19 protein-coding genes and 1 pseudogene are annotated in these 23,875 nt (G+C 74.0%); 11 read left to right on the top strand and 9 right to left on the bottom strand.

Annotated features, from left to right (window positions below; all coding sequences use genetic code 11):
• The first annotated feature begins 178 nt into the window (after positions 1-178).
• Positions 179-1,081 (top strand): pyridoxamine 5'-phosphate oxidase family protein, encoded by a 903-nt coding sequence (locus ACIP67_RS27990; protein ID WP_401695673.1) that lies wholly within the window; start codon positions 179-181, stop codon positions 1,079-1,081.
• Between the two features lie 675 nt (positions 1,082-1,756).
• Here the strand turns inward: ACIP67_RS27990 and ACIP67_RS27985 are convergent.
• Positions 1,757-2,212 carry a Crp/Fnr family transcriptional regulator gene (locus ACIP67_RS27985; protein WP_401695614.1) on the bottom strand — a complete coding sequence of 152 codons (456 nt, stop codon included), beginning with the start codon at positions 2,210-2,212 and terminating at the stop codon, positions 1,757-1,759.
• Positions 2,213-2,505: 293 nt separating this feature from the next.
• Between ACIP67_RS27985 and ACIP67_RS27980 the strand changes: the two genes are divergently transcribed.
• The 3 genes from ACIP67_RS27980 (at position 2,506) to ACIP67_RS27970 (ending at position 6,557) form a co-directional block, all read left to right on the top strand.
• Positions 2,506-3,576, top strand: a complete 1,071-nt coding sequence (locus ACIP67_RS27980; RefSeq protein ID WP_401695613.1) for a zinc-dependent alcohol dehydrogenase family protein — start codon at positions 2,506-2,508, stop codon at positions 3,574-3,576.
• A gap of 263 nt (positions 3,577-3,839) precedes the next feature.
• Complete coding sequence (locus tag ACIP67_RS27975; protein ID WP_401695612.1) at positions 3,840-3,971, top strand: hypothetical protein; 132 nt, start codon at positions 3,840-3,842, stop codon at positions 3,969-3,971.
• A 54-nt stretch (positions 3,972-4,025) separates the two neighbouring features.
• Positions 4,026-6,557: a Tn3 family transposase gene (locus tag ACIP67_RS27970; RefSeq protein WP_401695672.1), complete on the top strand. Its 2,532-nt coding sequence runs from the start codon at positions 4,026-4,028 to the stop codon at positions 6,555-6,557.
• A 2-nt stretch (positions 6,558-6,559) separates the two neighbouring features.
• Here the strand turns inward: ACIP67_RS27970 and ACIP67_RS27965 are convergent, their stop codons facing one another.
• On the bottom strand, positions 6,560-7,252 hold the full coding sequence (locus ACIP67_RS27965; RefSeq protein ID WP_355567860.1) for a GntR family transcriptional regulator: 693 nt from the start codon (positions 7,250-7,252) through the stop codon (positions 6,560-6,562).
• Between the two features lie 96 nt (positions 7,253-7,348).
• Here ACIP67_RS27965 and ACIP67_RS27960 point away from each other — a divergent pair, with 96 nt between their 5' ends.
• The 4 genes and pseudogenes from ACIP67_RS27960 to ACIP67_RS27945 form a co-directional block, all read left to right on the top strand.
• Positions 7,349-7,882, top strand: a complete 534-nt coding sequence (locus tag ACIP67_RS27960) for a YbhB/YbcL family Raf kinase inhibitor-like protein (RefSeq protein ID WP_401695611.1) — start codon at positions 7,349-7,351, stop codon at positions 7,880-7,882.
• A 34-nt stretch (positions 7,883-7,916) separates the two neighbouring features.
• Complete coding sequence (locus ACIP67_RS27955; RefSeq protein WP_401695671.1) at positions 7,917-8,813, top strand: hypothetical protein; 897 nt, start codon at positions 7,917-7,919, stop codon at positions 8,811-8,813.
• 137 nt (positions 8,814-8,950) lie between these two features.
• A complete protein-coding gene (locus ACIP67_RS27950; protein ID WP_401695610.1) occupies positions 8,951-9,958 on the top strand; it encodes a recombinase family protein in 1,008 nt (335 codons plus the stop codon).
• 15 nt (positions 9,959-9,973) lie between these two features.
• Positions 9,974-10,351, top strand: a pseudogene (locus ACIP67_RS27945) (GAF domain-containing protein); the annotation flags it as partial.
• Positions 10,352-10,713: 362 nt separating this feature from the next.
• Here the strand turns inward: ACIP67_RS27945 and egtD are convergent.
• From egtD to egtA, 4 genes are read right to left on the bottom strand one after another with little or no spacing between them, the layout of a single operon-like run.
• Positions 10,714-11,676 (bottom strand): L-histidine N(alpha)-methyltransferase, encoded by a 963-nt coding sequence (gene egtD, locus ACIP67_RS27940; protein WP_401695609.1) that lies wholly within the window; start codon positions 11,674-11,676, stop codon positions 10,714-10,716.
• A complete protein-coding gene (gene egtC, locus ACIP67_RS27935) occupies positions 11,673-12,497 on the bottom strand; it encodes an ergothioneine biosynthesis protein EgtC (RefSeq protein WP_401695608.1) in 825 nt (274 codons plus the stop codon). Before egtC ends, egtD begins: the two co-directional genes overlap by 4 nt.
• Entirely contained in the window at positions 12,497-13,840 is a 1,344-nt protein-coding gene (gene egtB, locus ACIP67_RS27930) for an ergothioneine biosynthesis protein EgtB (RefSeq protein ID WP_401695607.1), read from the bottom strand. Before egtB ends, egtC begins: the two co-directional genes overlap by 1 nt.
• Entirely contained in the window at positions 13,837-15,180 is a 1,344-nt protein-coding gene (egtA, locus tag ACIP67_RS27925; protein ID WP_401695606.1) for an ergothioneine biosynthesis glutamate--cysteine ligase EgtA, read from the bottom strand. The genes egtB and egtA overlap by 4 nt, the downstream gene beginning before the upstream one ends.
• A gap of 309 nt (positions 15,181-15,489) precedes the next feature.
• Between egtA and ACIP67_RS27920 the strand changes: the two genes are divergently transcribed.
• Positions 15,490-16,323 (top strand): TIGR02452 family protein, encoded by an 834-nt coding sequence (locus tag ACIP67_RS27920; protein WP_401695605.1) that lies wholly within the window; start codon positions 15,490-15,492, stop codon positions 16,321-16,323.
• Between the two features lie 124 nt (positions 16,324-16,447).
• Here ACIP67_RS27920 and ACIP67_RS27915 read toward each other — a convergent pair whose 3' ends face one another.
• Both ACIP67_RS27915 and ACIP67_RS27910 read right to left on the bottom strand, forming a co-directional pair.
• Positions 16,448-16,894 (bottom strand): type II toxin-antitoxin system PemK/MazF family toxin, encoded by a 447-nt coding sequence (locus tag ACIP67_RS27915; RefSeq protein ID WP_401695604.1) that lies wholly within the window; start codon positions 16,892-16,894, stop codon positions 16,448-16,450.
• 148 nt (positions 16,895-17,042) lie between these two features.
• A complete protein-coding gene (locus tag ACIP67_RS27910; protein WP_401695603.1) occupies positions 17,043-18,470 on the bottom strand; it encodes an amidase in 1,428 nt (475 codons plus the stop codon).
• A 571-nt stretch (positions 18,471-19,041) separates the two neighbouring features.
• On the opposite strand from ACIP67_RS27910, the gene ACIP67_RS27905 reads away from it, so the two are divergent.
• Positions 19,042-20,430 carry a glycoside hydrolase family 43 protein gene (locus ACIP67_RS27905; RefSeq protein WP_401695602.1) on the top strand — a complete coding sequence of 463 codons (1,389 nt, stop codon included), beginning with the start codon at positions 19,042-19,044 and terminating at the stop codon, positions 20,428-20,430.
• A 46-nt stretch (positions 20,431-20,476) separates the two neighbouring features.
• Here the strand turns inward: ACIP67_RS27905 and ACIP67_RS27900 are convergent, their stop codons facing one another.
• Positions 20,477-22,531, bottom strand: coding sequence for an alpha-galactosidase (locus ACIP67_RS27900; RefSeq protein WP_401695601.1), 2,055 nt, complete (start codon positions 22,529-22,531; stop codon positions 20,477-20,479).
• Between the two features lie 285 nt (positions 22,532-22,816).
• On the opposite strand from ACIP67_RS27900, the gene ACIP67_RS27895 reads away from it, so the two are divergent.
• Entirely contained in the window at positions 22,817-23,869 is a 1,053-nt protein-coding gene (locus ACIP67_RS27895; RefSeq protein ID WP_401695600.1) for a LacI family DNA-binding transcriptional regulator, read from the top strand.
• The last annotated feature ends 6 nt before the right edge of the window (positions 23,870-23,875 follow it).

Raw genomic sequence — 23,875 nt, 5'->3', positions numbered from 1 at the left:
GCCGCGCCGGCCGGGCGCGAGATATTCCACGGCCGGGTGCCGGGCGAGGGGGCTGGCCGGCGGGTGCCAGGGCGAGGGGGCCGGCCGGCCCGGTCCGGCGGGACCCCGGTCCCGTGGTGCGGTCACCGTTCCCGGGTGATGCTGGAGGGGGACGTCGACGGAAGGAGAGGGCATGGTGATGCGCGCCCACCTCGGCGACCGGCTGGTCGTCGAGAGCCCGTCCACCGGTGTCGTCCGGCGCGACGGGGAGATCGTCGGCCTCCACCACGACGACGGGACACCGCCGTACGACGTGCGCTGGTCGGACACCGGCGACGTCACGCTGGTCTTCCCCGGACCGGACGCCCATGTCCACCCCGGCGGCGGCCCGGAGGAGCCGGCGACGGGCGGACGCGGACCGGAGCCGGCGGACGCCGTCGGGGCCGTCGCCGACCAGCCCGGTGACATCGGCCGGCGCGTGGCCGCCGCACGGCGACGGCGGGGCCTGGACCTGGCGGAGACCGCACGCCGCGCCCGGATCTCACCGCAGTACCTCGACTACCTCGAGACGCAGGCGTCCGACCCCAGCCTCGGGACCCTCCTGCGTCTGGCCGACGCACTGGGGACCACGCTCTTCGAACTCAAGGGCGGCGGCCGCGATCGGCCCCCCGGCCAGGGCAGGGCGCTGCGCCACCCCCGCCTGCGGGACCTCGACGAGCGGGAGTGCCGGGCCCTGCTCTCGACGCACGGGGTGGGCCGCGTCTCGCTGACCGCACCGGACGGTCCCGCCGTGGTGCCCGTCAACTACGAGGTGGTCGACGAGGCCATCGCCTTCCGCACCGCGCCCGGCGCGGTCCCCGCCGCGGCGGTCGGCCACGAGGTGGCCTTCGAGGTCGACCGCGTCGACGAGGCCATGAGCCGGGGCTGGAGCGTCCTGGCCGTGGGACGGGCCCGGGCCGTCACCGACCCCGACGCGGTGCGCCGGCTCGACGAGCGGGCGCACACCGAGCCCTGGGCGGGAGGCCCGCGCACGCTGTGGGTGGCGATGGACATCGACCGCCTGTCGGGGCGCCGCATCACCCCGGCCGACGACGACGCCTGAACGCTCCCCGCACCGGCTCCCGCTCCCTGCGCCCCACCAGGAGGAGGCCGGTGCCGGCCGGGGCCGGGATGAGCGCGTTCGGGCCGGGGCCGGCACCGGCGCCTCCGACGGGCCGCCCTCGACCAGGTGCCTTCGCGGTCCCACGGGCGCGCCGGACGCCCGGCAGGACGACGCCCGGCTCCCCGGCCGAGCGCTGCCGGCCCCGTCGTGGGGCCTGCTGCGGGTCGGAGTCGGGACCGGCCGCCGGGCCGCGCCCTGCGCCGTTCGGGCCGGGGCCGGCACCAGCGCCTCCGACGGGCCGCCCTCGACCAGGTGCCTTCGCGGTCCCACGGGCGCGCCGGACGCCCGGCAGGACGAGGCCCGGCTCCCCGGCCGAGCGCTGCCGGCCCCGTCGTGGGGCCTGCTGCGGGTCGGAGTCGGGACCGGCCGCCGGGCCGTGCCCCGCGGGCTGCCGCGACCTGCGCCGCGGCGCCGAACGGACAGCCGCTCGACCCGGCGCCGGGAACCTGATGAGGCCGGCCGCGGCCGGGGACGCGTGCCCGAGGAGAAGTTCCGCGACGGCGACGCCACCACGTCACGCGGTCGCGCCGCCTGTCCGACCCGGCCGAGGCCGCAGGTGAGGACCGCGGGCCCCGTGAACGCCCCGGCCGCCACCGCCCATGCCGGCAGTGCCGTTCACACCGGGCTCCCGCTGCCGTACGGCGCGTACAGGTCCAGCAGGCGGACGCGGGAGGCGTGCAGCCGGTGGGCCACGACCCGGCCCACCCAGGTCGCGATCACCCGGCCGAGGTCGGGGTCCTGCGCGCACAGGGACCGTACGGCCTCCGCATCGAACTCCCAGGCCCGCACCGGGCTGAGCGCCTCGGCCCCCAGCTGCCACCTGTACGGCGGGAAGTGCCAGGACCAGCCGACCAGTTCGCCGTGGCCCGGCGACTCGAGGGTGACGGCGCGGCGGCCGGGCACGTGCAGGTCGAGGACGACGGTTCCGGTCCGGACGATCCAGAACCGGTCGGCCCGCCGGCCTTCCTCGAACAGGCGCTCCCCGGACACGATGGAAACCTCGCGGGCGACGCGCATCAGCCGTTCGCGGTGCTCGGCCGGCAGGGCCGTGGACAGGGTGGTGGTGGTCATCGTTTCCGTCTCCTTCTAGCTGCCGTTCGACCCCTGCCACCAGCCTGTTCCGTTACGGCGCGCGGCACCACGGGCCGCCCGGTCCCTGTCCTGGGCCCTTCGGCCCCATCGGGGGCGAGCCGGCCCCGGCCCCACCGCGAACGGGGCCGACCGGCCCATGCGGATGCCCCCACGGTGGCCCAAGCTGACAACAGGGGGGCTGTCCGGCGCGCCGAGCGCGCCTCGGCGCGCCGGTCGACGCCATGCCGAAGAGCCGAAGAGCCGAAGAGCCGGAGACCGAAGGAGGAACGGTCATGAAGGGCTTCGTTTTCCACGGCACCGGACGATCCGCCTGGGAGGAGATCCCGGACCCCGGCATCGAGGAACCCACCGACGCCGTGGTGCGGGTCGACGCCGTCACCATCTGCGGCACCGACCTGCACATCCTCAAAGGCGACGTGCCCGAGGTGCGCCCGGGGACCGTGCTGGGCCATGAAGCGGTCGGCGAGATCGTCGAGGCCGGCGGCGACGTGCGCACCGTACGGCCCGGGGACCGGGTCCTGGTCTCCTGCATCACCGCCTGCGGCCGCTGCCGCTTCTGCACGCAGGGGGCGTACGGCCAGTGCCGGGGCGGCGGGGGCTGGATCCTGGGCCACCGGATCGACGGCACACAGGCCGAGTACGTGCGCGTGCCGTACGCCGACCTGTCCGTGCACCGGCTCCCCGGCACGCTGGGGAGCGAGGACGCGGTGCTGTTCGCCGACATCTTCCCGACCGCCTACGAAGTGGGTGTGATCAACGGGGGCGTCCGGCCGGGGGACACGGTCGCCGTCGTCGGGGCGGGCCCCGTCGGACTCGCCGCGATCCTCACCGCACGGCTGTACACGCCGGAACGGATCATCGCCGTGGACCTCGCCGACTCCCGGCTCGACGCCGCCAGGCGCCTCGGCGCCGACGCCGTCGTGGCCGTCCGCGACGACCCGGAGCAACTCGTCGCCGACCTCACCGATGGCCTGGGCGCCGACGTGGTCGTCGAGGCCGTGGGAGTGCCGGAGAGCTTCGAGACGTGCACGCGCATGGTGCGGCCCGGTGGCCGCGTGGCCAACGTGGGCGTCCACGGCAAGCCCGTCACCCTGCACCTCGAAGACCTGTGGATCAAGAACGTGACGATCACCACCGGACTCGTCGACACGTCCTCGACGCCCACCCTGCTGCGGCTGGCGGCCGCCGGCCGGCTGCCCACCCCGGAGCTGGTCACCCACACCTTCCCCCTGGACCGGATGGAGGAGGCCTACGACGTCTTCGCCCGTGCCGCCGAGACCGGCGCCCTCAAGGTGGTGCTGGGCGAGGAACGGCACGACGTGCTGGCCGTCCCGGCGGCCTGACCGATCGAGGAGGGGCGTTCCATCGTCGGGCGAACGGCGATCTGGCCGCGGGCGGCGGCCGGTACGACAACGGAGGGGGCTGCACCCACCGACCGCCGCCCCCCCGGCAGGCCGTCTCCCCGGATCCGGACGCCGACCGCGGCCACGGTTGGGGCCGGCCGGTCTCCGGTCGCACCGCCTCCTCCCGTGGACCGTCACCGCGGCGCGTGGACGGGACGGCCGGCCGTCGGCACGCACGGCGAACGGGACGTGGAGGACGACCAGTGACACGCTCCGACGAGTCCCGGACGGCACGCGTGCGGCTGCCGCAGCTGAGACTGGACGAGTTGCTGGGGGAGCTCCAGGCCCGCCTGGACGGCCTTGTTCTCCCGAAGCTGCCACGAAGTGACAAGTAGCTCTTTGTAGCGGATCCGAGGTCTGCTTGTCAGAATTTTGGATCTTCTGGGCTCATCGAGGGGCCTGCTCGGGGAGGTTGGTCCGGTCATGACGACCGGGAGCGGTTCTGCGCCGCCACCGTGGGCCGGCTGTCGGCGGCGACCCGCTCGCGGCTGGACGACCTGATCGCCGAGGACGCCGGCACGGACGAGAGCGCGGGCGGCGGGGGCACGTTCTTCACCGAGCTGAAAGCGGACCCGGGTGCGCTGGGGCTGGACAGCCTGCTGGCGGAGGTGAACAAGCTCCAGCGGGTGCGGGCGCTGGAGTTGCCGTCGGAGCTGTTCGGGGACGTGTCGGAGAAACTGGTGGCCGCCTGGCGGGCACGGGCATCGAAGGAGTACCCCTCGGACCTGCGGGCGGCGGCCGGCCCGGTGCGCTACACGCTGCTGGCCACGCTGTGCCATGTGAGGGAGACGGAGATCACCGACTCGCTGGTGGAGCTGTTCATTCAGCTCGTCCAGAAGATCAACACACGGGCGGAGAAGAAGGTCGAGGGCGAGTTCAACAAGGAGCTCAAGCGGGTCCGCGGCAAGGAGGGCATCCTGCTGCGGCTGGCGGAGGCGGCGGTCGCGGAGCCGGGCGGCACGGTCCGAAAGGTGATCTATCCGGTGGCCGGGGAATCCACGCTGAAGGCGCTGGCGGCGGAGGCCGCGGCGAACGAGGCGCGTTACCGGGCCCGGGTGCGTACGGTGCTGCGGTCGTCGTACTCGGGCCACTGGCGGCGGATGCTCTCGCCGCTGCTGAAGGCCCTGGATCTGAAGTGCAACAACACCGCCTACCGGCCGGTGATGGACGCGATCGACCTGCTCAAGCGGTACCTGGATCAGCCCATCGCCAAGGAGGGCGCTTTCTTCGACGAGGCGGAGAAGATTCCGCTGGGCGGGGTGGTGCGCGAGGAGTGGCGCAAGGCGGTGGTGGACGAGCGCGGCCGGGTCGAGCGCATCCCGTACGAGCTGTGCGTGCTCGTGGCGCTGCGGGACGCGCTGCGGCGGCGGGAGATCTGGGTGCCGGTGGCGGACCGGTGGCGGAACCCGGAGGACGATCTGCCGCCGGACTTCGAGGACAACCGCGATGTGCACTACGACGCGATCCGCCAGCCGCAGGGCCCGGAGAAGTTCATCGAGGCCCTCCAGAAGCGGCTGCGGGAGGCCCTGACCCGCTTCGATGCGGCGCTGGAGCTGTGCACCACGGGCGGGGTGGACATCGTCAAGCGGCACGGCGAGCCGTGGATCAAGGTCTCGCCGCTGGGCAAGCAGGAGGAGCCGGAGAACCTTGTCGCGCTGAAGGCGGAGATCGAGCGCCGCTGGGGCACCATCGACCTGATCGACATCCTCAAGGAGGCCGAGTTCGCCACCGGCTTCACCGGCGAGTTCAGCTCGGTCGCCACCAGGGAGGCGGTCCCGAAGGCGGTGCTGCGGCGCCGGCTGCTGCTGGTGCTGTTCGCGCTGGGCACGAACATGGGCATCAAGCGGGTCGCGGTCACCGGCAAGCACGGCGAGAGCGAGGCCGTCCTGCGCCGCGTGCGGCACCTGTTCGTCAACCGGACCAACCTGCGCGCGGCGCTGGTACGGCTGGTCAACGCCACCTTCGCCGCCCGCGATCAGGCGTGGTGGGGCGAGGGCACCGCCTGTGCCAGCGACTCCAAGAAGTTCGGCTCCCGGTCCACGAACTTCATGACCGAGTGGCACCAGCGCTACCGCGGTCCCGGCGTGATGATCTACTGGCACGTCGAGAAGAAGTCGCTGTGCGTCTACAGCCAGCTCAAGTCCTGCTCGGCCTCCGAGGTCGCCGCGATGATCGAGGGCGTGCTGCGGCACTGCACGGACGTGGAGATCGACCGGCAGTACACCGACACGCACGGCGCCTCCATCGTCGCCTTCGCCTTCGCCCACATGCTCGGCTTCAACCTGCTCCCCAGGCTGAAGAACGTCGGCTCGGCACGCCTGTACCGGCCGGCGGCCGGACAAGACGAGAAGTGGCCGAACCTGGCGCCGGTGCTGTCGACCAAGACGATCGACTGCTGGGACCTGATCCGCCAGCAGTACGACCAGATCGTGAAGTACACCACCGCCCTGCGCCTGGGCACCGCAGAGGCCGAGCAGGTCCTGCGGCGCTTCACCCGCGGCGGGCCCAAGCATCCGACGTACCGGGCGATCGAGGAACTGGGCCGCGCGGTACGTACGGCGTTCATCTGCGACTATCTCGCCGACGCGGTGCTGCGGCGTGAGATCAACGACGGGCTCCAGGTCGTGGAGAACTGGAACTCCGCCAACCATGACCTCTTCTACGGCAAGGACGGCGACCTGACCGGCTCCGACAAGGAGTCCCAGGAGGTCTCCATGCTCGCCCTGCACCTGCTCCAGTCCGCGCTGGTGCACGTCAACACCCTGCTCCTCCAGGACATCCTGAGCGAGGAGAGGTGGCAGAGGCGGCTCACCGACGCCGACCGGCGGGCCCTGTCACCGTTGTTCTGGACGCATGTGAACCCCTACGGCCGGTTCGAGCTGGACATGGATTCCCACCTCGACCTCGCTGTTGTGGCGTAAGCCTAGGTGGCCTGACCTGAATCGCCGGCCAGAGCAGCCGCGGTCAAGGTGAGGTGCTGGACCAGGACCGCGGCTGCGGTTTCGGCGTCGCGGGCCAGCACCGCCTCCTCCAGTCGGCGGTGCTCCTCGACGCCGTCCCGGCCCGGATTGCGGTGCGCCGACCAGCGGCGCGCCAGTTCGCTCGCGGTCCACATCCGGTCGAAGGTGTCCAGCAGCACGGGGTTGCCGCAGCCCTCCAGCAGCGTCCGGTGGAAAACCCGGTGTGCCTCGGCCCAGGCGGCGGTGTAGTACTCGCCCGCCTCCGGTTCGTACGCCGGAGTGCGCACCAGACGATGGTGAGCGGCCCGCACACGGGCCTCCCAGTCGACATCGCCGCGCTCGATGGACATGCGCAGTACGACCGGTTCGACGGTCCGGCGGGCTTCCGCGATCTCCTGCCAGCGGCGGTCGGAGAAGGACGGGACTGCGAAACCGCGGTTGGGCAGCCGGTCGGCGAGCCCCTCGCCGACCACCCGCACAAGCGCCTCGCGCACCACGGCCAGGCTCACGCCCTGCTCCTTGGCAAGATCCTGCGGCTTGAGGGGGGCGCCAGGGGAGTGGTCCCCGCGCATGATCGCGTCCCGCAGGTGTGCGTAGACCTGCTCGGAAAGCATCTGCTTCCCCGGCGGGGTCGAGGAGTGCGCCATCTGAGTCATGTGCCCATCCTAGACGATCCCCTAGATAATCGATTATCTGTGTTACGGTCGATCAGTAGTCGATGAAGACGTTCTCGTCCGGAAAGGACTACCGCTGTGCCTGCCAACGACCCCTTCGCCCGCCTCCCCCGGGCGGCCTCCGTCACCGTCACCAGCACTACCGTCACCGACGGCGCCGCGTGGCCGGCCGAGCAGTACTCCTCCGGCCTGCCCGGCGGGAAGGACATATCCCCGCAGCTGTCCTGGAGCGGCGCCCCGGACGGCACCAAGAGCTATGCCGTCACCGTCTACGACCCCGACGCCCCCACTGGGTCCGGGTTCTGGCACTGGGCGGTCGCCGACATCCCCGCCAACGTCACCGAGCTCCCCGAGGGCACCGGCGACGATACCGGCTCACAGCTCCCCGAGGGCGCCTACCAGTTGCCCAACGATGCCCGCGTGGCCCACTACATCGGCGCCGCCCCGCCAGCCGGACACGGCCCACACCGTTACTTCATCGTGGTACACGCCCTCGACATCCCCGCCACAGGCGTTCCGGCCGACGCCACACCGGCCGTCCTCGGCTTCACCATGGCCGGTCACACCCTCGGACGCGCCGTGTTGATCGCCACTGCCGAAACACCCGCCTGACAGCGCCGCCCGACTCCCGAAAGGCACCACCGTGATGCACCTCGACGCCCTTCCCGACTCCGCCCGCACCGGCGACGGCCCAATGGACCTGAGCGCCGTCCGTGACGTCAGCCGCGCCGTCAGCGCCGCCCACCTGTTCATCTACCTTGCCCCCGAGAGCGCCGAGGAGGCGGCCGGGCTCGGCGTGACCGACCGCGGGCCGGCATATCTGGCCTTCCGGTCGGCCGCGATGGGCGCGGTCCCGTGGCACGTCACGCTCGCGGCCTTCTACAACTTCAGCCCACGGGCGGTGCGGGCCATGGCGGGCGTGTGGGACGCCGCGCCGCCAGAGCGGTGGCAGGCCGCCCGCTTCCTGGCCGCCGGACGGGCGATGCGGCGTGTCAACGTACATCTCACGGACGACCACCTCGCCGAGGCGCGCTCGCTGATCGATCCGGTCATCGCCGGTGCCGACTACGCTGGCAAGGTGCTCGCCGCCGCGAACGCCTCGGTCGCGCTTCCATCCGATCCTCTTGTCGCACTGTGGCAGCAGATCACGGTGGCGCGCGAGTGGCGCGGCGACGCCCATCTCGTCGTACTCGCCGACAACGGCCTCGGGCCATGCGACTGCCTCGTTCTGCACACCGCGACCGGCCGCCTCCCGACAGCTCTCGCGCGAGCGACCCGTCAGTGGGACGACGAGGAGTGGAGCGCGGCGACGGCACGCCTCGTTGCGCGCGGCTGGCTCGATTCCCACGGCGTTGTCACCGACGCCGGCAGTGCGGCACGCGAGCGCATCGAAGTGGAAACGGACGAGCACTGCGCCGCGCTATGGGCGCCGATCGGCACCGCGGGTGCCCGCCGCTTCACCTCGCTCATCGCGCCGATCACCAACGCGTTCACTGCGGCGGGGACGTTCCAGACCGTTCATGGACAGCCTGATCTCGCATAAACGGTCCTTTGCGCGAGCAAGATCAACAATTGACTGTCGGAGCCCGTCCGGCCCCCGTTCCGTTCCCAGAACCCGTTCTCATTCAAAAGTGGGACGGACCCCCTTCTGAGATTTGCATTGTGCGAAAATCCGGGCCCATGACAGACCCTCAGCAGCTCGCCCCGGCCGACCGGTCAGACGCCGACGACGTCGAACAGCACGCCTGTCCGAAGTGTGACGCGCAGCCCGGCTCGCCGTGCCGCTCGCGCGGCGGCGCGGTCGCCGCCGCGTACCACACTCGCCGCTTCACGATGGTGCCCCGGCTGAAGAAGGTACTGCGGGTGCCCACCCCGGCCGACCGCGGCCCGGGCCGGCCGTGGCGCCCGGGCACCCCGCCCCCGGCTCCCATCGACCCGGACCTGCCGAGCGCGGACATCCGCATCGGATACGCCCGCTGCTCAACGCTCGGGCAGGAACTCGACTCCCAGCTCGACGCGCTCAGCAACCACGGCATCCCGAGGGACAAGATCTTCAGCGAGAAGATCAGCACCCGGGTCCGCGTGCGGCCCAAGTTCGAGGAGGCGCTGCGGACGGCGCGGGAGGTCAAGGCACACGCCCCGCACTGCCGGGTCATCTTCACCGTGTACGAGATGAAGCGGCTGGGCCGCGACGCCGCCGAGCTCACCGCGCTCGCCGACCACCTCACCGCGCACGGCCTGGTCCTGGAGATGCTCGCCGGTCCGCTGCCTGGCATCTACGACCCGACCGGGCCGGGGAAGCTGCTGTTCGCGTTCTTCGCCGCGATGGCGGAGACCGAGCGGGAGAACATCCGCGAGTCGACCCTGGAGGGGCTCGACACCGCGGCCCGCAAGGGCAAGCACGGCGGCCGGCCGCCGGTCATCACCGACGACATGCTCCACACCGTGCTGCGGCGCCGCGCGGGCGGCGAGTCCGTCGAGCAGATCCAGCCCGACCTGATCATCCCCACCGGCAAGCGCAAGGGACAGAACCCCTCGGTGGCCAGCATCTACCGGGCGCTGGCCGAGTACGCCAAACGCGAGGCGTACCCCGAAGCCGTCGAGCAGGCCCACGCCGACTTCACCGCCCTCACCGGCAGCGAAGTTCCTGAACCCCGCACAGCAGCCAAGGCCCTAACGACACGCTGAGTTACTTGTCACTTCGTGGCAGCGTCGGGAGAACAGGGCCTGGACGCCGCGCGCGGCACCCGCGACCGGGTGCACAGCCTGTTGGAGGCGGTGCTCTCGGTCGGACGTGAGCTCGACCTCGAACAGGCCCTGCGCGGCATCGTCCAGGCCGCGGCGGCGCTGGTCGACGCCGAGTACGCGGCGCTGGGCGTGATCACGCCGGACGGCAGGCGGCTGTCGGAGTTCCTCACCGTCGGCGTCACCGACGAGCAGATCGCCGGGATCGGCCACTATCCGGAGGGCCACGGCATCCTCGGTGAACTGATCCGCCACCCCGAACCCCTGCGGCTGCCGAAGATCTCCGCGCATCCGGCGTCGTACGGCTTCCCGGCCCGCCACCCGCCGATGAACACCCCGGGACCCGAGGCATTCGTGCCCGGGGCCCGCGGCCCCCGCGCCCCGGCCGGAACGCCTCGACGGTCTTCCGGGCGGGGCGGGCCGGGAGGGCTGGGTGGGTTCGGAGGGTCGGCGGGCCACGGCGGCCAGGCTGGTCGGGAGGGTCGGGAGGGTCGGGAGGGTCGGGAGGATCGGGAGGGCCAGGCGGACCCGGCGGTCCGGGCAGGCGGGTCGGGCGAACCCGGCGGTCCGGGAGGGCCGGGAGGGCCGGGAGGGCCGGGAGGGGCGGGCGGACCCGGCGGTCCGGGCCAGGCGGGTCGGGAAGGCCTGGCGGCCACCGGAGCGTACGTGTCCGGTGCCGCCCGGCCGGCGGAGCACCCTCAGCGCACCACGCTGAGCGACAGCGCGAAGCGCCCCGCGCCGTCCGTCCACCAGTGGGTCAACTCCAGCCCCGCGGCGAGCAGTTCGGCCCGCACTCCCTCCTTCCGGAACTTGGCCGACACCTCGGTGCGCAGTTCCTCGCCCGCGGCGAAGTCGACGGCGAGGTCGAGCGCGGGGACCTTGACGGTCTGCGCGGTACGGGCCCGCAGCCGCATCTCGATCCACTCGTTCCCGGCGTCCCAGAGGGCGACGTGGTCGAAGGCATCGGGGTCGAAGTCGGCGCCCAGTTCGCGGTTGACCACGGCCAGGACGTTCTTGTTGAACTCGGCCGTCACCCCGGCCGCGTCGTCGTAGGCCCGCACCAGCACCCGCTCGTCCTTCACCAGGTCGGTACCGAGCAGCAGCGCGTCGCCCGGTGCCAGCAGGGCGCGGACCGAGGTGAGGAAGACCGCCCGTTCGCCGGGCGGCAGGTTGCCGATGGTGCCGCCGAGGAACGCCAGCAGACGCGGGCCCGGTGTGGCGGGCAGCGTCAGCGGGGCGGTGAAGTCGGCGATGAGGGCGTGCACCCCGAGGCCGGGCCGTTCGGCGATCAGGGCGTGTCCGGCCCGGCCGAGGGCGCTCTCGCTGACGTCGACGGGAACGTACGTGTGCAGGCCGTCCAGTGCGGCGATCAGATGGCGGGTCTTCTCCGAGGAGCCCGAGCCCAGTTCGACGAGGGTGCGGGCGTCGGCCGCCGCGGCGATCTCGGCCGAGCGGTCGACGAGGATCTCGCGCTCGGCCCGCGTCGGGTAGTACTCGGGCAACTCGGTGATCCGCTCGAACAGTTCGCTGCCGCGCGCGTCGTAGAACCACTTCGGCGGCAGGGTCTTCGGGGTGGCGGTGAGGCCGTCGCGGACATCGGCGCGCAGCGCGGCGCCGGTGGCGTCCTCGGGGAGGGTGCGGGTGATCTGGAACGGGCTCACGGGCAGGTCTCCTCCGGTGATGGGGGTCCCCCCGGTCGAGCGGAGCCGGGGGTGGGGGAGGGCGCCGCGTCCGTGTCCGGGTCCTTGAGCGGGGTGAGCAGGACCTCGGTGCGGCTCGCGGTGAGCAGGGTGCGGTCGGGGACCTCCTGCCAGCGGGGATCGTCGTCATGGGGCTCGGAGGCCACGACCGCGCGGCCGGACCCGGCCAGGTACCAGAGGCTGTCGCCCCAGGCCGTGGCCGTGATCGTCGTGCCGTTGGTGAGCAGCAGGTTGAGGCGGGAGCCGGGGGCCGCCGCGGCGACCTCCTGCACGGTGTCCGCCAGCGCCTGCCCCTCGGTGTCCCCGGCGCGCAGCCGGGCGAGGACCAGCGCCCACACGAACGCCGAGTCGTTGCGCGCCTCCATCGACAGCACGTCGGCCGCGGACAGGCCCCGGACCAGGGGGGTGAGGGAGCCGGGCCATCCCGGGACCGCCCCGTTGTGGCTGAACAGCCAGGGCCCCGCGGCGAACGGCGCCGCCGCGGCCTCGGCGTCCGCTCCGGCCAGCGTCGCGTCCCGGACGGCGGCCAGCAGCGCGCCGGAGCGCACGGCGCGGGTCAGGTCGGCGAAGGACAGGTCCGCCCAGATGGGGCCGGCCCGGCGGTAGCGGGCCGGCGCCGGATCGCCCTCGGCGTACCAGCCGACCCCGAACCCGTCGGCGTTGACGGTGCCGTGCCGCTGCCGCCGGGGCGCCCACGACTGGCGGTACAGGGCGTGCGGGGGCTCCACGAGGAGCCGGCCGAGCGGCTCCACGGGGCCCACGCACGCCACATGACGGCACATCAGACGCCCCCCGACCGGGCGGTGCGGAAACCGGAGAATATCTGCCGCCGGACCGGGTGGTCCCAGTTGCGGAAGGTGCCCCGGCAGGCCACCGGGTCCACCGCGAACGAACCGCCGCGCAGCACCTTGTGGTCGGACCCGAAGAACACCTCCGAGTACTCCTTGTACGGGAACGCCCGGAAACCCGGGTAGGGCAGGAAGTCGCTCGCGGTCCACTCCCACACGTCGCCGATCAGCTGCCGCACCCCCAGCGGCGACGCACCGGCCGGGTAGCTGCCGGCGGGGGCCGGACGCAGGTGCCGCTGGCCCAGGTTGGCGTGCTCGGGCGCGGGATCGGCGTCGCCCCACGGGTAGCGCGTCGAGCGGCCGGTCACCGGGTCGTACCGGGCCGCCTTCTCCCACTCGGCCTCGGTGGGCAGCCGCCGCCCCGCCCAGCGGGCGTAGGCGTCGGCCTCGTACCAGCACACGTGCAGCACCGGTTCGTCGGGCGGTACGGCCTCGGTGACGCCGAAGCGGCGGCGCAGCCACTGCCCGCCGTCACGCCGCCAGAACAGCGGGGCCTCCAGGGAGTACCGGCGCACGTGCGCCCACCCCTCCCGGGTCCACCAGCGTGCGTCGTGGTACCCGCCGTCGTCGATGAACGCCTGGTAGGCGGCGTTCGTCACCGGGACGGTGTCGATGAAGAAGGGCGCGACCTCACGGGCGTGGGCCGGGCGTTCGTTGTCCAGCGCCCACGGCTCCTCGGACGTTCCCATGGTGAACGGGCCGCCGGGGACGAGGACTTCGGACGGGCCGGTGAACAGCGGGGCCGGGGCCGGGTCGGGGGCGGTGAGGGCCTGCGGACCCCGGCGCAGCTGATGGGTGATCAGCATGGTCTCGTCGTGCTGCTGTTCGTGCTGGGCGATCATGCCGAAGGCGAAGCCGGCCTCCGTCAGCCGGGTGCCGTGGAAGTCGGCCGACTCCAGGACGTCCAGGGCACGCCCCCGCACCTCCGCCGCGTACCGGCGGGCCTCGTCGGGCGGCAGCAGCGGCAGCGAGGGCCGTTCGGCGCGCGGGTGCTCGAACGCGTCGTACAGGCCGTCGATCTCGGGGCGCATCGCCTCGCGGCCGGCCACCGCGCGCAGGAGCCACAGCTCCTCCTGGTTGCCGATGTGCGCGAGGTCCCACACCAGTGGGGACATCAGCGGGGAGTGCTGGGCGGTGAGGTCGGGGTCCTCGACGCAGCTGGTCAGCAGTGTGGTGCGGGCACGGGCCGCGGTGAGCGAGGTGAGCGCCCGGTCGCGGAGCGCGGCGGCGTCGTGGACGGGACCGTGGCCGGTCCCGTCCAGGGCGGTGTCGGTCATGAGCGGATGTCCTTCCCGTGCGCGGTGGTGGCTTCCCCGGCCGGGCCGGGCCCGGACCCGGCGAGGTCCGTGCCGCGCGGGCGGTCCAGCTGGTCGTCGGCGGGGCAGCGGCCCGGCAGGACGTAGCGGTCCCGGAAGGCGGTGACGGCCTCCGTGACGGCGGTGGTCGCGCCGATCCGGGGCAGGGCCTCCAGGGCCGCCGCGAAGCAGGCGAGGGCCGCCTCGTGCAGCTCGCCGTCGGTCAGCCCGGAGCGGGCCGCGTCGAGCCACAGCGGATTGTGCGGGGCGGGCCGGGACAGCGCCCGTTCCGCCAGCGGCTTGACCGTGCGGTAGGCGCTCTCGGCGGCCTGCGGGTCGTCGAACAGCGCCGTCGTCACGGCGACCGGCACGATCCAGCCGTGGTCGCCGGGCTGCGCGTCGATCATGCGCAGCTCCAGGTGGCCGCGCGGTCTGACCGGCGGGAACAGCGTGGAGACGTGGTAGTCGAGGTCGGCCCGGGTGGGCGATCCGGTCCGGGTCCACTCCCGGAACGTCATCTCGTCGGGCACCTCCCAGGGCCCCTCCTCGCGCCGTACGCACATCACCGGCGCGTCCAGGACGTGCCGGGCCCAGGCCCCGCGGGGCTCGGTGTCCGGGGCGGGCGCGCCCGCCCGCCCGGCGCCTATCTCCATCCACAGCAGCTGCCGGGTGGAGCGCCAGCCGGTCGGGGCGCCCCGCAGCAGCGGGGAGTTGGCGAAGGCGGCGACGAGCACCGCGCCCAGGGTGTGCGCCAGCCACCAGCGGCGGCCCAGCCCCAGCGGGCCGGGCTCCTCGTAACCGGCGTCCAGGCAGACCTGCACGGAGGCCGAGGTGCACATCATGGCCCGCCCGGCCGGTCCGGTCCGGTCGAGGCACGTCTCCATGGCGTCGTAGCGGGGTTCGCGCAGGAACCGGCGGGGCGCGTGCCAGGGGTCGGTTCCCAGCCCGGAGAGGGCGAGTCCCGCCTCGCGCAGGACCGGGCGGACGGCGTCCAAGTCGGCGGAGAGGGTGTCGACGCACTCCATCAGGGAGGCGGCGGGCGGCGAGCTGAGCTCCAGCTGGCCACCGGGTTCGACGGTGAGGGCCGACCTCAGGGGGACGTTCCGCAGGGCGGCGTAGGCCGCCTCGAGTCGTTCGGGTGTCACGGGGAGCTGCGGCGCACGCAGCTCGTGGACGAGCCATTCCAGTTCGGCCCCGACGGTGCGCGGCGGGCCGGTCTTGAAGCAGATGCCCCTGACCAGGGCCTCCACCTCGGCTTCGGTGAGGGCTGTACGGGGGTCCGTACAGCCACCCGCGGACGGATCGCTTGAAGTGTCGGACATGTCGGGATCCTCCTGAGATTCCACCATGTCACCGGTCCGGCGTCGGTGGGGCCGGACCGGCATCGTTCGTCCCACCCAAGCCTCTCTGCCGGATTCACACAAGGGTGCACAACGGCACGATCGGGACCGGGAAGCGCCGGTTCCGCGCCGTCGGCGCAGCGGGGAAACTCCGTTGCGCCGTACGACCAGCATCACTCACGATGCGTCCATGAGCACGACGGGGGAGTCGCACCCGCGGACGACGGGCGCGACGCACGGCACGGGGGAGGCCGCACGGCGCGGGCTCACGGCGCCCACGGGGGTGGCGCCGTGAGCGCGCGCCTGCGCGGTGTCGCCCGCGAGAACGAGCGGATCGTCGCGGCGGGCGGGTACCGCGCGCCGGACGGGCGCGAGGTGTCCCTGGCGGCGGCGGTCGCTGCGGCCCGCGCCGGGACGCGGATGCTGGGGCCGGACCCGGTCCCGGTGCCCGGTGCCCCCGACGTGGACCCGTTCGTCGAGGTCACCGGTGAGAGCAGCACCGAGGCGGCCCGCCGGCTCGCGCCGGACGGCCCGGTCGCGGTGCTGAACTTCGCCTCCGCCCGGAACCCGGGCGGCGGCTACCTCAACGGCGCCCAGGCGCAGGAGGAGGCCCTGTGCCGGGCCTCCGCGCTGTACACGTGCCTGGTCGAGGCCCGCGCCTTCTACGACCACCACCGCGCCCACCGGGACCCGTTCTACTCCGATCGGGTGATCCACGCGCCGGCCGTGCCCGTCTTCCGCGACGACCGGGGCCGCTTCCTCGACGAGCCGTTCCCCGCCGGCTTCCTGACGGCGGCCGCGCCGAACGCCGGGGTGGTGCTGCGGACGGCGCCGGAACGCGCCGCGGAGCTGCCGCGCGCCCTGGCCGTGCGCGCCGAGCGCGTGCTGGAGGCGGCCGCCGCGCACGGCTACCGGCGGCTGGTGCTGGGTGCCTGGGGCTGCGGGGTGTTCCGCAACGACCCGGCGCAGGTGGCGGGGGCGTTCCGGGCACTGCTGGGGCCGGGCGGGCGGTTCGGCCGGACGTTCGCGCACGTGGTGTTCGGCGTGCTGGACCGGACCCCGGGCGCTGTCGTGCGAGGCGCCTTCGAAAGGGCCTTCGAGGGGGCCTTCGAGGGCCGGCCGTAGCGTGTCAGGGCCGGCCGTGGCGTGCCAGCCTCAGCTGTAGGTGTCGGCTTCAGCCGTAGTTCCGTCAGGGCCGGCCGTAGTTCCGTCAGGGCCGGCCGTAGTCCGTCAGGCCGGCCGTAGTCCGTCAGGTCCAGCCGTAGCGTTCGTGCAGGCGGTGGCGGACCAGGTTGAACCGCATGCGGTCCAGGGCGCAGGCCTCCCGGCGCATTCCGTCCTCGTGCAGCCGCAGCACCCGGTCGACGTCCACCCAGGAGTCCCGTCCGGACCGGTCCCAGGGGCCGCTGCCGATCGGCACCCAGTCGCGGCTGCCGTCGTGCCGCTTGCTGGACAGCTGGACGGCCAGGAAGGTCCCGGCCGCCTCCCGGGCGACGACGAGCACCGGGCGGTCCTTGCCCCGCCCGTCGTTCTCCTCGAAGGGCACCCAGGTCCAGACGATCTCACCGGGGTCGGGGTCCCCGTCGTGCGCGGGGGAGTACTCCGTGCGCACCCGGCCGATCTCACGAGGGTCGGCCTCGGCGGTGGCGGAGGGGCCGGAACGGCCCGGGACGTTCTCTTCGGTAAACGCGGTCACGGTGGCACCTTAGAGGGCACCGGAATGGTGACGGCGTCCGGGAGGACACGGGCCCTCGACGGTGACGGTTCCTGGACGGTGACGGCGCGTCACGGTCGCCTCGGTGCACGCCCAGGCCGCCCGCGCGCCCCACGCGCGCCGCCCGCGCTCATCCGGCCGTCGTGACTCGCTCCGGTTCCGGCTGCGGCGGCCACAGCTCGTGCCAGCGCAGCTCCGCCTCCAGTTGTGCGGCGAGGGACAGGAGCAGCGGCTCGCTGTGCGCCGGTCCGAGCAACTGCGCCCCCACCGGCAGTCCGCCGGGCGCGAAGCCGGCGGGCACGTTGACACCGGGCCACCCGAGGACGTTCCACGGCCAGGCGTACGGGCACGCGGCGATCATCGCGCGGTCGGTGGCGAACCCGCCGAGCTGCAGCATGGCCCCGATCCGGGGCGGGGGAGCGGCCGTGGTCGGCGCGAGGACCACGTCGTACGTCCCGAAGAACGCTCCGATACGGCCGTGCAGGGCCGCCTCCGCGCGCCGGGCCGCCCGCAGCGGGGCCCCGCCCAGGAGTCGGCCCAGCCGGGCCGCGCCGTGGGTGCGCCGATCGAGCAGCGCGGGGAAGGGCGCCTCGGCGACCCACTCGGCGATACCTGCGGTCGCCCGGGGCACGAACGTCAGCCCGATCCGCCCGTACGGCGGGTCGGCCTCCTCGACGGCGTGCCCGAGACCGGCCAGCCGGTCGGCGAGCTCGACGATCCGGGCACGCACCTCGGGCCGCAGCCGGGCGGGGACGCCGGTGAACGGGGGCTTCAGGGCTAGGGCGATCCGCAGCCGGCCGGGGTCGCGGCCGACGGCGGCCGAGGCCTCCACGGCGGGCGGCCGGTGCGGATCGAGCGCGTGGTTGCCGCTTGCGGCGTCCAGCAGCAGGGCCGCGTCGGCCACCGTGCGGGCGAGCGTGCCGTTGACGGTGATGCCCTGGAAGGACTCGCCGCGCGGCCAGGTCGAGATGCGGCCGCGCTGCGGTTTGACGCCGACGAGGTGGGTCCAGGAGGCCGGGATGCGCACCGAACCGGCGCCGTCGGAGCCGAGCGCCGCCGGCACCAGACCCGCCGCGACCGCGGCCGCCGAGCCGCCGGAGGAACCGCCGGGGGTGTGATCCGTGCTCCAGGGGTTGCGGGTCGCGCCGAAGGCCGGGCCCTCGGTGAACGGCCACTGGCCGAGTTCGCAGGTGTTGGTCTTGCCGACGATCACGGCACCGGCCGCGCGCAGCCGGCGGACGGCCTCGCCGTCCTCGGCGACCACCGGGTGGGTGCCCCGGCAGCCGAAGGCGGTCGGCTCGCCCGCGACGTCCATGTCGTCCTTGACGGCGACCGGCACGCCCAGCAGGGGCCTGCGCGCTCCCGCGGCCAGCTCCCGGTCCGCCGCGTCGGCCTCGGCGAGCGCGGCCTCGGTCCGTACGACGCGGAAGGCGTTGAGGACGTCCTGGGTCGCCTCGATCCGCGCCAGGGCCCGTTCGGCCAGGTCGCGGGCCGACACCTCCCTGTCGGCCAGCGCACGGGCGGTGTCCGTAAGACCTGCGGAACGGCCGAGCGTCATGCGGGACACCTCCGGGAGCACGTCGTCTACCGAACGGTAACCTCTGGCGGCGGCCGACGGAACGACCCTCGGGCGGCGGCGGGTTCGACGGCGCGGCGGCCTTCGGGTGGCGGCGGGTTCGACGGCGCGGCGGCCTTCGGGCGGTGCCGGGTTCGGTTGCGGGGCGGCCCTGGAGGGTGTCGGGTTCGGTGGCGCGGCGGCCGTCGGACGGTGGCGGGAGCCGTCCGTGAGCGGTGCCGGGTCGGCGGCGCGGCGGCCTTCGGGTGGTGCCGGGTTCGGTGGCGGGGCGGCCGTCGGACGGTGGCGGGAGCCGTCCGTGAGCGGTGCCGGGTCGGTGGCGCGGCGACCTTCGGGCGGTGCCGGGTTCGGTGGCGGGGCGGCCGCGGTGCCGGGTTCGGTGGCGGGGCGGCCCTGGAGGGTGTCGGGTCCGGTGGCGGGGCGGGCCTTTCGCGGGACGCCCGCGTGTTCCTGCGCAAGGCATTGACGGGTGGGGTCCTCACCCCTACCTTCTGACCGATTTTCCGAACTTGGTTCGGCATGTCGAACTCACGAGCCGTTGGGAGAGCCGTCCATGACCACCCCTCCGCCCGCTCCGTCCCGCCGCACCCTGCTGCGCGCGATGGCCGCCGTGCCCGCCACCGCGCTCGTCCTGGGCGAGACGCCCGGCCTGCTCGGCACCGCCCTCGCCGCGGCCCCGCCCGGCGGCTCGGCCACCCGCTACACCATCGTGCCGTTCCTCGACAGCGACGACGGCACCGTGAACGTCTACCAGTCCGACGACGCCACCGACTTCCGGCTCGTGAAGTCCTCCGCCTACACCCCGCCGGCCAACCGCATCCGGGACGCCAGCGTCCTCAAGCACACCGACGGCGCCTACTACCTCACCTACACCACCCACACCTGGCAGGACGTCAGCACCACCATCGGCTTCGCCCGCAGCACCGACCGGGTCACGTGGACGTTCCTGTACGACCACACCGTGCCGATCGCCGGCCTCTCCCGTGCCTGGGCGCCGGAGTGGTTCGTCGACGGCGACGGCAGCGTCAACGTCATCGTGTCCTGCTCGACCACCGACGACGAGTGGATCTTCACCCCGTACCTGCTGAGGGCCACCGACTCCGCCCTCACCGCGTGGAGCGCGCCGGTCGCCCTGGCCGGCATCGGCGAGAACCACATCGACACCTACGTCGTGCGGATCGGCTCGACGTACCACGCCTTCACCAAGAACGAGACGACCAAGTACATCGAGTACGCCACCGCCGCCGGCCTCACCGGCCCCTACACGATCTCCCGCACAGGCGACTGGGCGGGCTGGGGCAGCTACCGCGAGGGCCCCGCGCTCGTCCAGCTCGACAACGGAGCCTGGCGGATCTTCTTCGACGGCTACGGCGACGGCACCTACTACTACAGCGACAGCTACGACACCTTCGCCACCTGGAGCACCCCCGAGGCCCTGCCGGCCGTCTCGGGCACCGCACGCCACTTCACCGTCCTCAAGGAGACGGTGTCCGGCGGGGTGAGCGTCACGAAGAACGTCACCCGCTCCTTCCGGTCGGCCAACTACACCACCCGCTACTGGCAGGCGCAGTCCGCCCTGCTCAACCTGCCGGTCGTGAGCGCCTCCAGCACGGCCGCCGAGAAGCAGAACGCCACCTTCACCGTCGTGCCCGGCCTGGCCGACGCGAACGGCTGCTCCTTCCGCGACGCGGCCGGCAACTACCTGCGCCACTACGCCTTCCGCGCCCGCTTCGACGCCCACGACGGCACGACCACCTTCGCCCAGGACGCCACGTTCGTCGCCCGCACGGGCACCGCGAGCGGCTCCGTGCGCTTCGAGTCGTACAACTACCCCGGCCACTACCTGCGCCACTACGACTACCAGCTGCGGGTGGAACGGGCGGACGGCACGGACCTGTTCCGGCAGGACAGCTCGTTCGTGCCGGTGACGGCCTGGGCCTGAGCGGGCGACGGCCGCCGGTTCGCCGCGGAGATCCGCCAGGAGTTCCCTAAGTCTCCGCGGTGAGGCGCACCAGCAGCACGGCGGGGGTGCGCGGCAGTGACACCCGTAGTGCCTCCCCGTCCCAGACCGCCGAACCGGCGGTCGTGGTGCACGGGTGCAGCACCTCCACGCGGACCTGCCGGCCCGCCAGGTGCCGGACAGGGATCCGCCGGGCGGTCCCCCCGCCGCGGCGCCACACCGACACGTACGACGTGCGGCCGTCGGCCCCGCGCATCCCCAGGACCGGCCAGGGGTCCGTCCAGCCCGGCAGACCGAGCGGCCAGAAGGGCACGGCGTGGGCCAGATCGCCGCGGATCGCCTTGTACGTGCTCACCGCGTCCCGGACCAGCGTGAGCTGACGTTCCGACATCCGGTCCAGACGGCCCGACAGGTGGACGCGGCCGAGCAGGGCGCCACCCAGCGTGAAGGCGATCAGGTCGTCGTCGTACTCGGGCTGCGGGTAGGCCCAGACGGCGCCCTGCTCGGGCGGGACCGCGGTCGGCGCGGCGGCGGCGACGGCCGGGTAGCGCAAGGGGTCCTGCTGGTCGCTGGTGGACTGGAGCTGGGCGACGGCCAGGGTGGCGCCGTCCATGCGCAGTCCGCCCGAGGCGCAGTTCTCGACCACCAGCCCGGGATGGCGGTCCAGCACGTGGGACAGCCAGTCCAGGTACGCGCGGGCATGGCCCAGCAGTCCGGCGCCCGGGGAGAGGTCGCCCGGGGCGCAGGTGCCCGGGTCGACCACGATGTTGTAGTCCAGCTTGAGGTAGCCCACGCCCCAGTCGCCGACGATCCGGTCCACCGTCCGGTCGAGGTGGGCGCGGGCCGCCGGGTGCCGCAGGTCCAGCTGGTGACGGCCCTGCTCGACGAGGCGGACCCCGTCCCGCTGGAAGAAGGCGTCCGCCGGCAGCGCGGACGCGACCGGACTGCGCACGCCGACGACCTCCGGCTCCAGCCACAGTCCGGGAACCATGCCCCGCTCCCGGATCCGGTCCAGGACGACCCCGAGTCCGCCGGGGAAGCGGCGCCGCGAGGGCAGCCACTCGCCGACGGCGTCCCACCAGCCGCCGTCCGCCGAGTCGTCGTACCAGCCGGCGTCCACGCAGAAGTACTCCGCGCCCGCCCCGGCCGCCGCGTCGACCAGCGGCAGCAGCTTCGCCGTCGTCGGATCGCCCATCAGCGTGTTCATGTAGTCGTTGAAGACGACGGGGAGCGCCGTGTGGTCCGGGTGCGGGCGGCGGACGGCCCGGCGGTACGCGGTCAGCGCGGCCATCGCCCCGTCGAAGCCGGAGCCGAGGGCCAGGACGCCGGACACCGTGGTGAACTCCGCGCCCGGTGTGAGCCGGACGCGCCACTGGTGCTCCGCGTCCGTGGGACCGTTCAGCGCCAGGTACGTGCCGTGGGCGCGTTCGCCCAGGTCCCAGCGCCAGCCGGCCGGCGACTCGACCTGCCACAGCCACGTCCGGCCGCCGCCCCGCTCGGTCAGCGCCCCCATCGGCAGATGGCCGTCGGTGGGCCAGCTGCCGCGGCCGGTGAGGACACGGGCGGCCCGGCTGTCGTGCTGGTGGGCGTCGGCGCCGATGCCGGCGACGGCGGAGCGCAGCGGCTCGGTGCGCCAACGCGCCTCCGCGAGCCAGTCGTTGCGGGCCAGCAGCAGGTCCAGGGCGCCGGGGGAGGGCAGGCCGCCGAGCAGCAGGCTGCTGACGGACTGGACGACCAGGGGCTGGGTCCCGTCGTTGCGGAGCCGGACGCGGGAGCGCAGCACGGGCAGCCCGCGGGGGGACGTCAGCTCGACGAACGCGGTCAACCCGGTGCCGGAGTCGTGGAGTTCGACGGTCAGCCGGTCCCGGTCCGCGTGCCGGGCGGCGCGGTGACCCCGGTGACGCAACCGGGTACCGAGGGCGCTGCCCGTGAAACGCGGCCCGGACCAGCCGCTGCCATGGCCGAGCGCGGTCAACTCGACCAGGGGGAGTGACTGTTCGAGGGGGACGGGCCCCGACGCGTCGCCGGGGCGGGCCAGCCGCGTCAGGCGCAGCGTGCCGTCGGGGGCGGTCGCGAACCTCACCTCCAGGGCGTCGTGGCCCCAGCGGAAGCCGGGCGCCCGGGAGCCCTGTCCCTGGCCGGGACCGGCCGCCGGGGAGTGATCGCCCCGAGCGGGCCTGCCCCCCTGAGAGCCGGCGCCTCGGCCGGACCCGCCGCCCTGGTCCCCCTCGCTCCGGATTCCGCCGCCCGCCGTACCGGTCAACGTGTCCCCCCTCGAAGCCGGCCGCGGGAACTCCACTCCCGACCGCGGCCCCCGCGTCCGTCATGTGCCTTGACGGCCCTCCATGTGACCGGTCACAATCCTGGCATGCATGTGACCGGTCACACAAGGCGCCCGGCGAGCATCAGGGACGTCGCGGCCGCCGCCGGTGTCTCCTACCAGACCGTCTCCCGGGTGATCAACGGCCACCCCAGCGTCAGCCCGGCCACCCGGGAACGGGTCGCCGCGGCGATCGGCACGCTCGGATTCCGGCGCAACGCCACCGCGCTCGCCCTGGCCAGCGGACGCAGCCGGGCCGTGACCGTCCTCACCGCCCGCACCACCCCCTACGGCCACGCCTCGCTCCTCGAAGGCATCGAGGAGGCCGCCCGCGCCGTTTCCTACACGGTGGGCGTCTCCGTGCTCGCGTCGGAGGAGGACTCCGCCGTCGCCTCCGCGGTGCGGCGGGCCGCTGACACGGGCGGCGGACTGATCGTGATCGCCTACGACCCGGCCGGGATCCGGGCCCTCGCCGCCCTCCCCGCCGGCCTGCCGGCCGTAGGCGTGGTCGAGACCCCCGCGCGTCCACCGGCCGGCGGCCTCTGCCGGGTGTGGACCGACGACCGCGAGGCCGCCCACCTCGCCACCCGCCATCTGCTCTCTCTCGGCCACGAGACCGTCCACTACGTGGCGCTCCCCTCCGGCACCCGGCGCACCGGCGCCCGCACCGCCGGCTGGCGCGCGGCGCTCAGGGAGGCCGGAGCGCCCGAGCCCCGCCCGGTGCGGGGCGGCTGGGGGCCGGCGGACGGGCGCGCCGCGGGCCTGCGCCTTGCGCGGGACCCGGCCGTGACGGCGGTCCTGTGCGGCAACGACGACCTCGCGCTCGGCGTGCTCCGCGCCCTGCACGAGTCCGGCCGGTCCGTACCCGGCGAGGTCAGCGTGGCCGGCTTCGACGACGCGCCGCACTCCGCCTGCCTGACCCCGTCGCTGACGACCGTGCGCCTGGACTTCACCGGTCTCGGACGGGCCGCCTTCGCCCGGCTGCACGGCCTGATGGAGGAGTCCGGGCCCCGCACCCCGCACCCCGCCCCGGTACCCGAGCTGGTGGTGCGGGAGAGCTCGGGACCACCGCCCGTACGCCCTCGCCGGGCCCGCCGGTGACCTCAC

The sequence above is a fragment of the Streptomyces sp. NPDC088812 genome (assembly GCF_044750285.1).
Classification (GTDB): Bacteria; Actinomycetota; Actinomycetes; order Streptomycetales; family Streptomycetaceae; genus Streptomyces.
The sequence above is the reverse complement of the archived record's forward strand: the minus strand, read 5'-3'. Positions and strand labels throughout refer to the sequence as shown.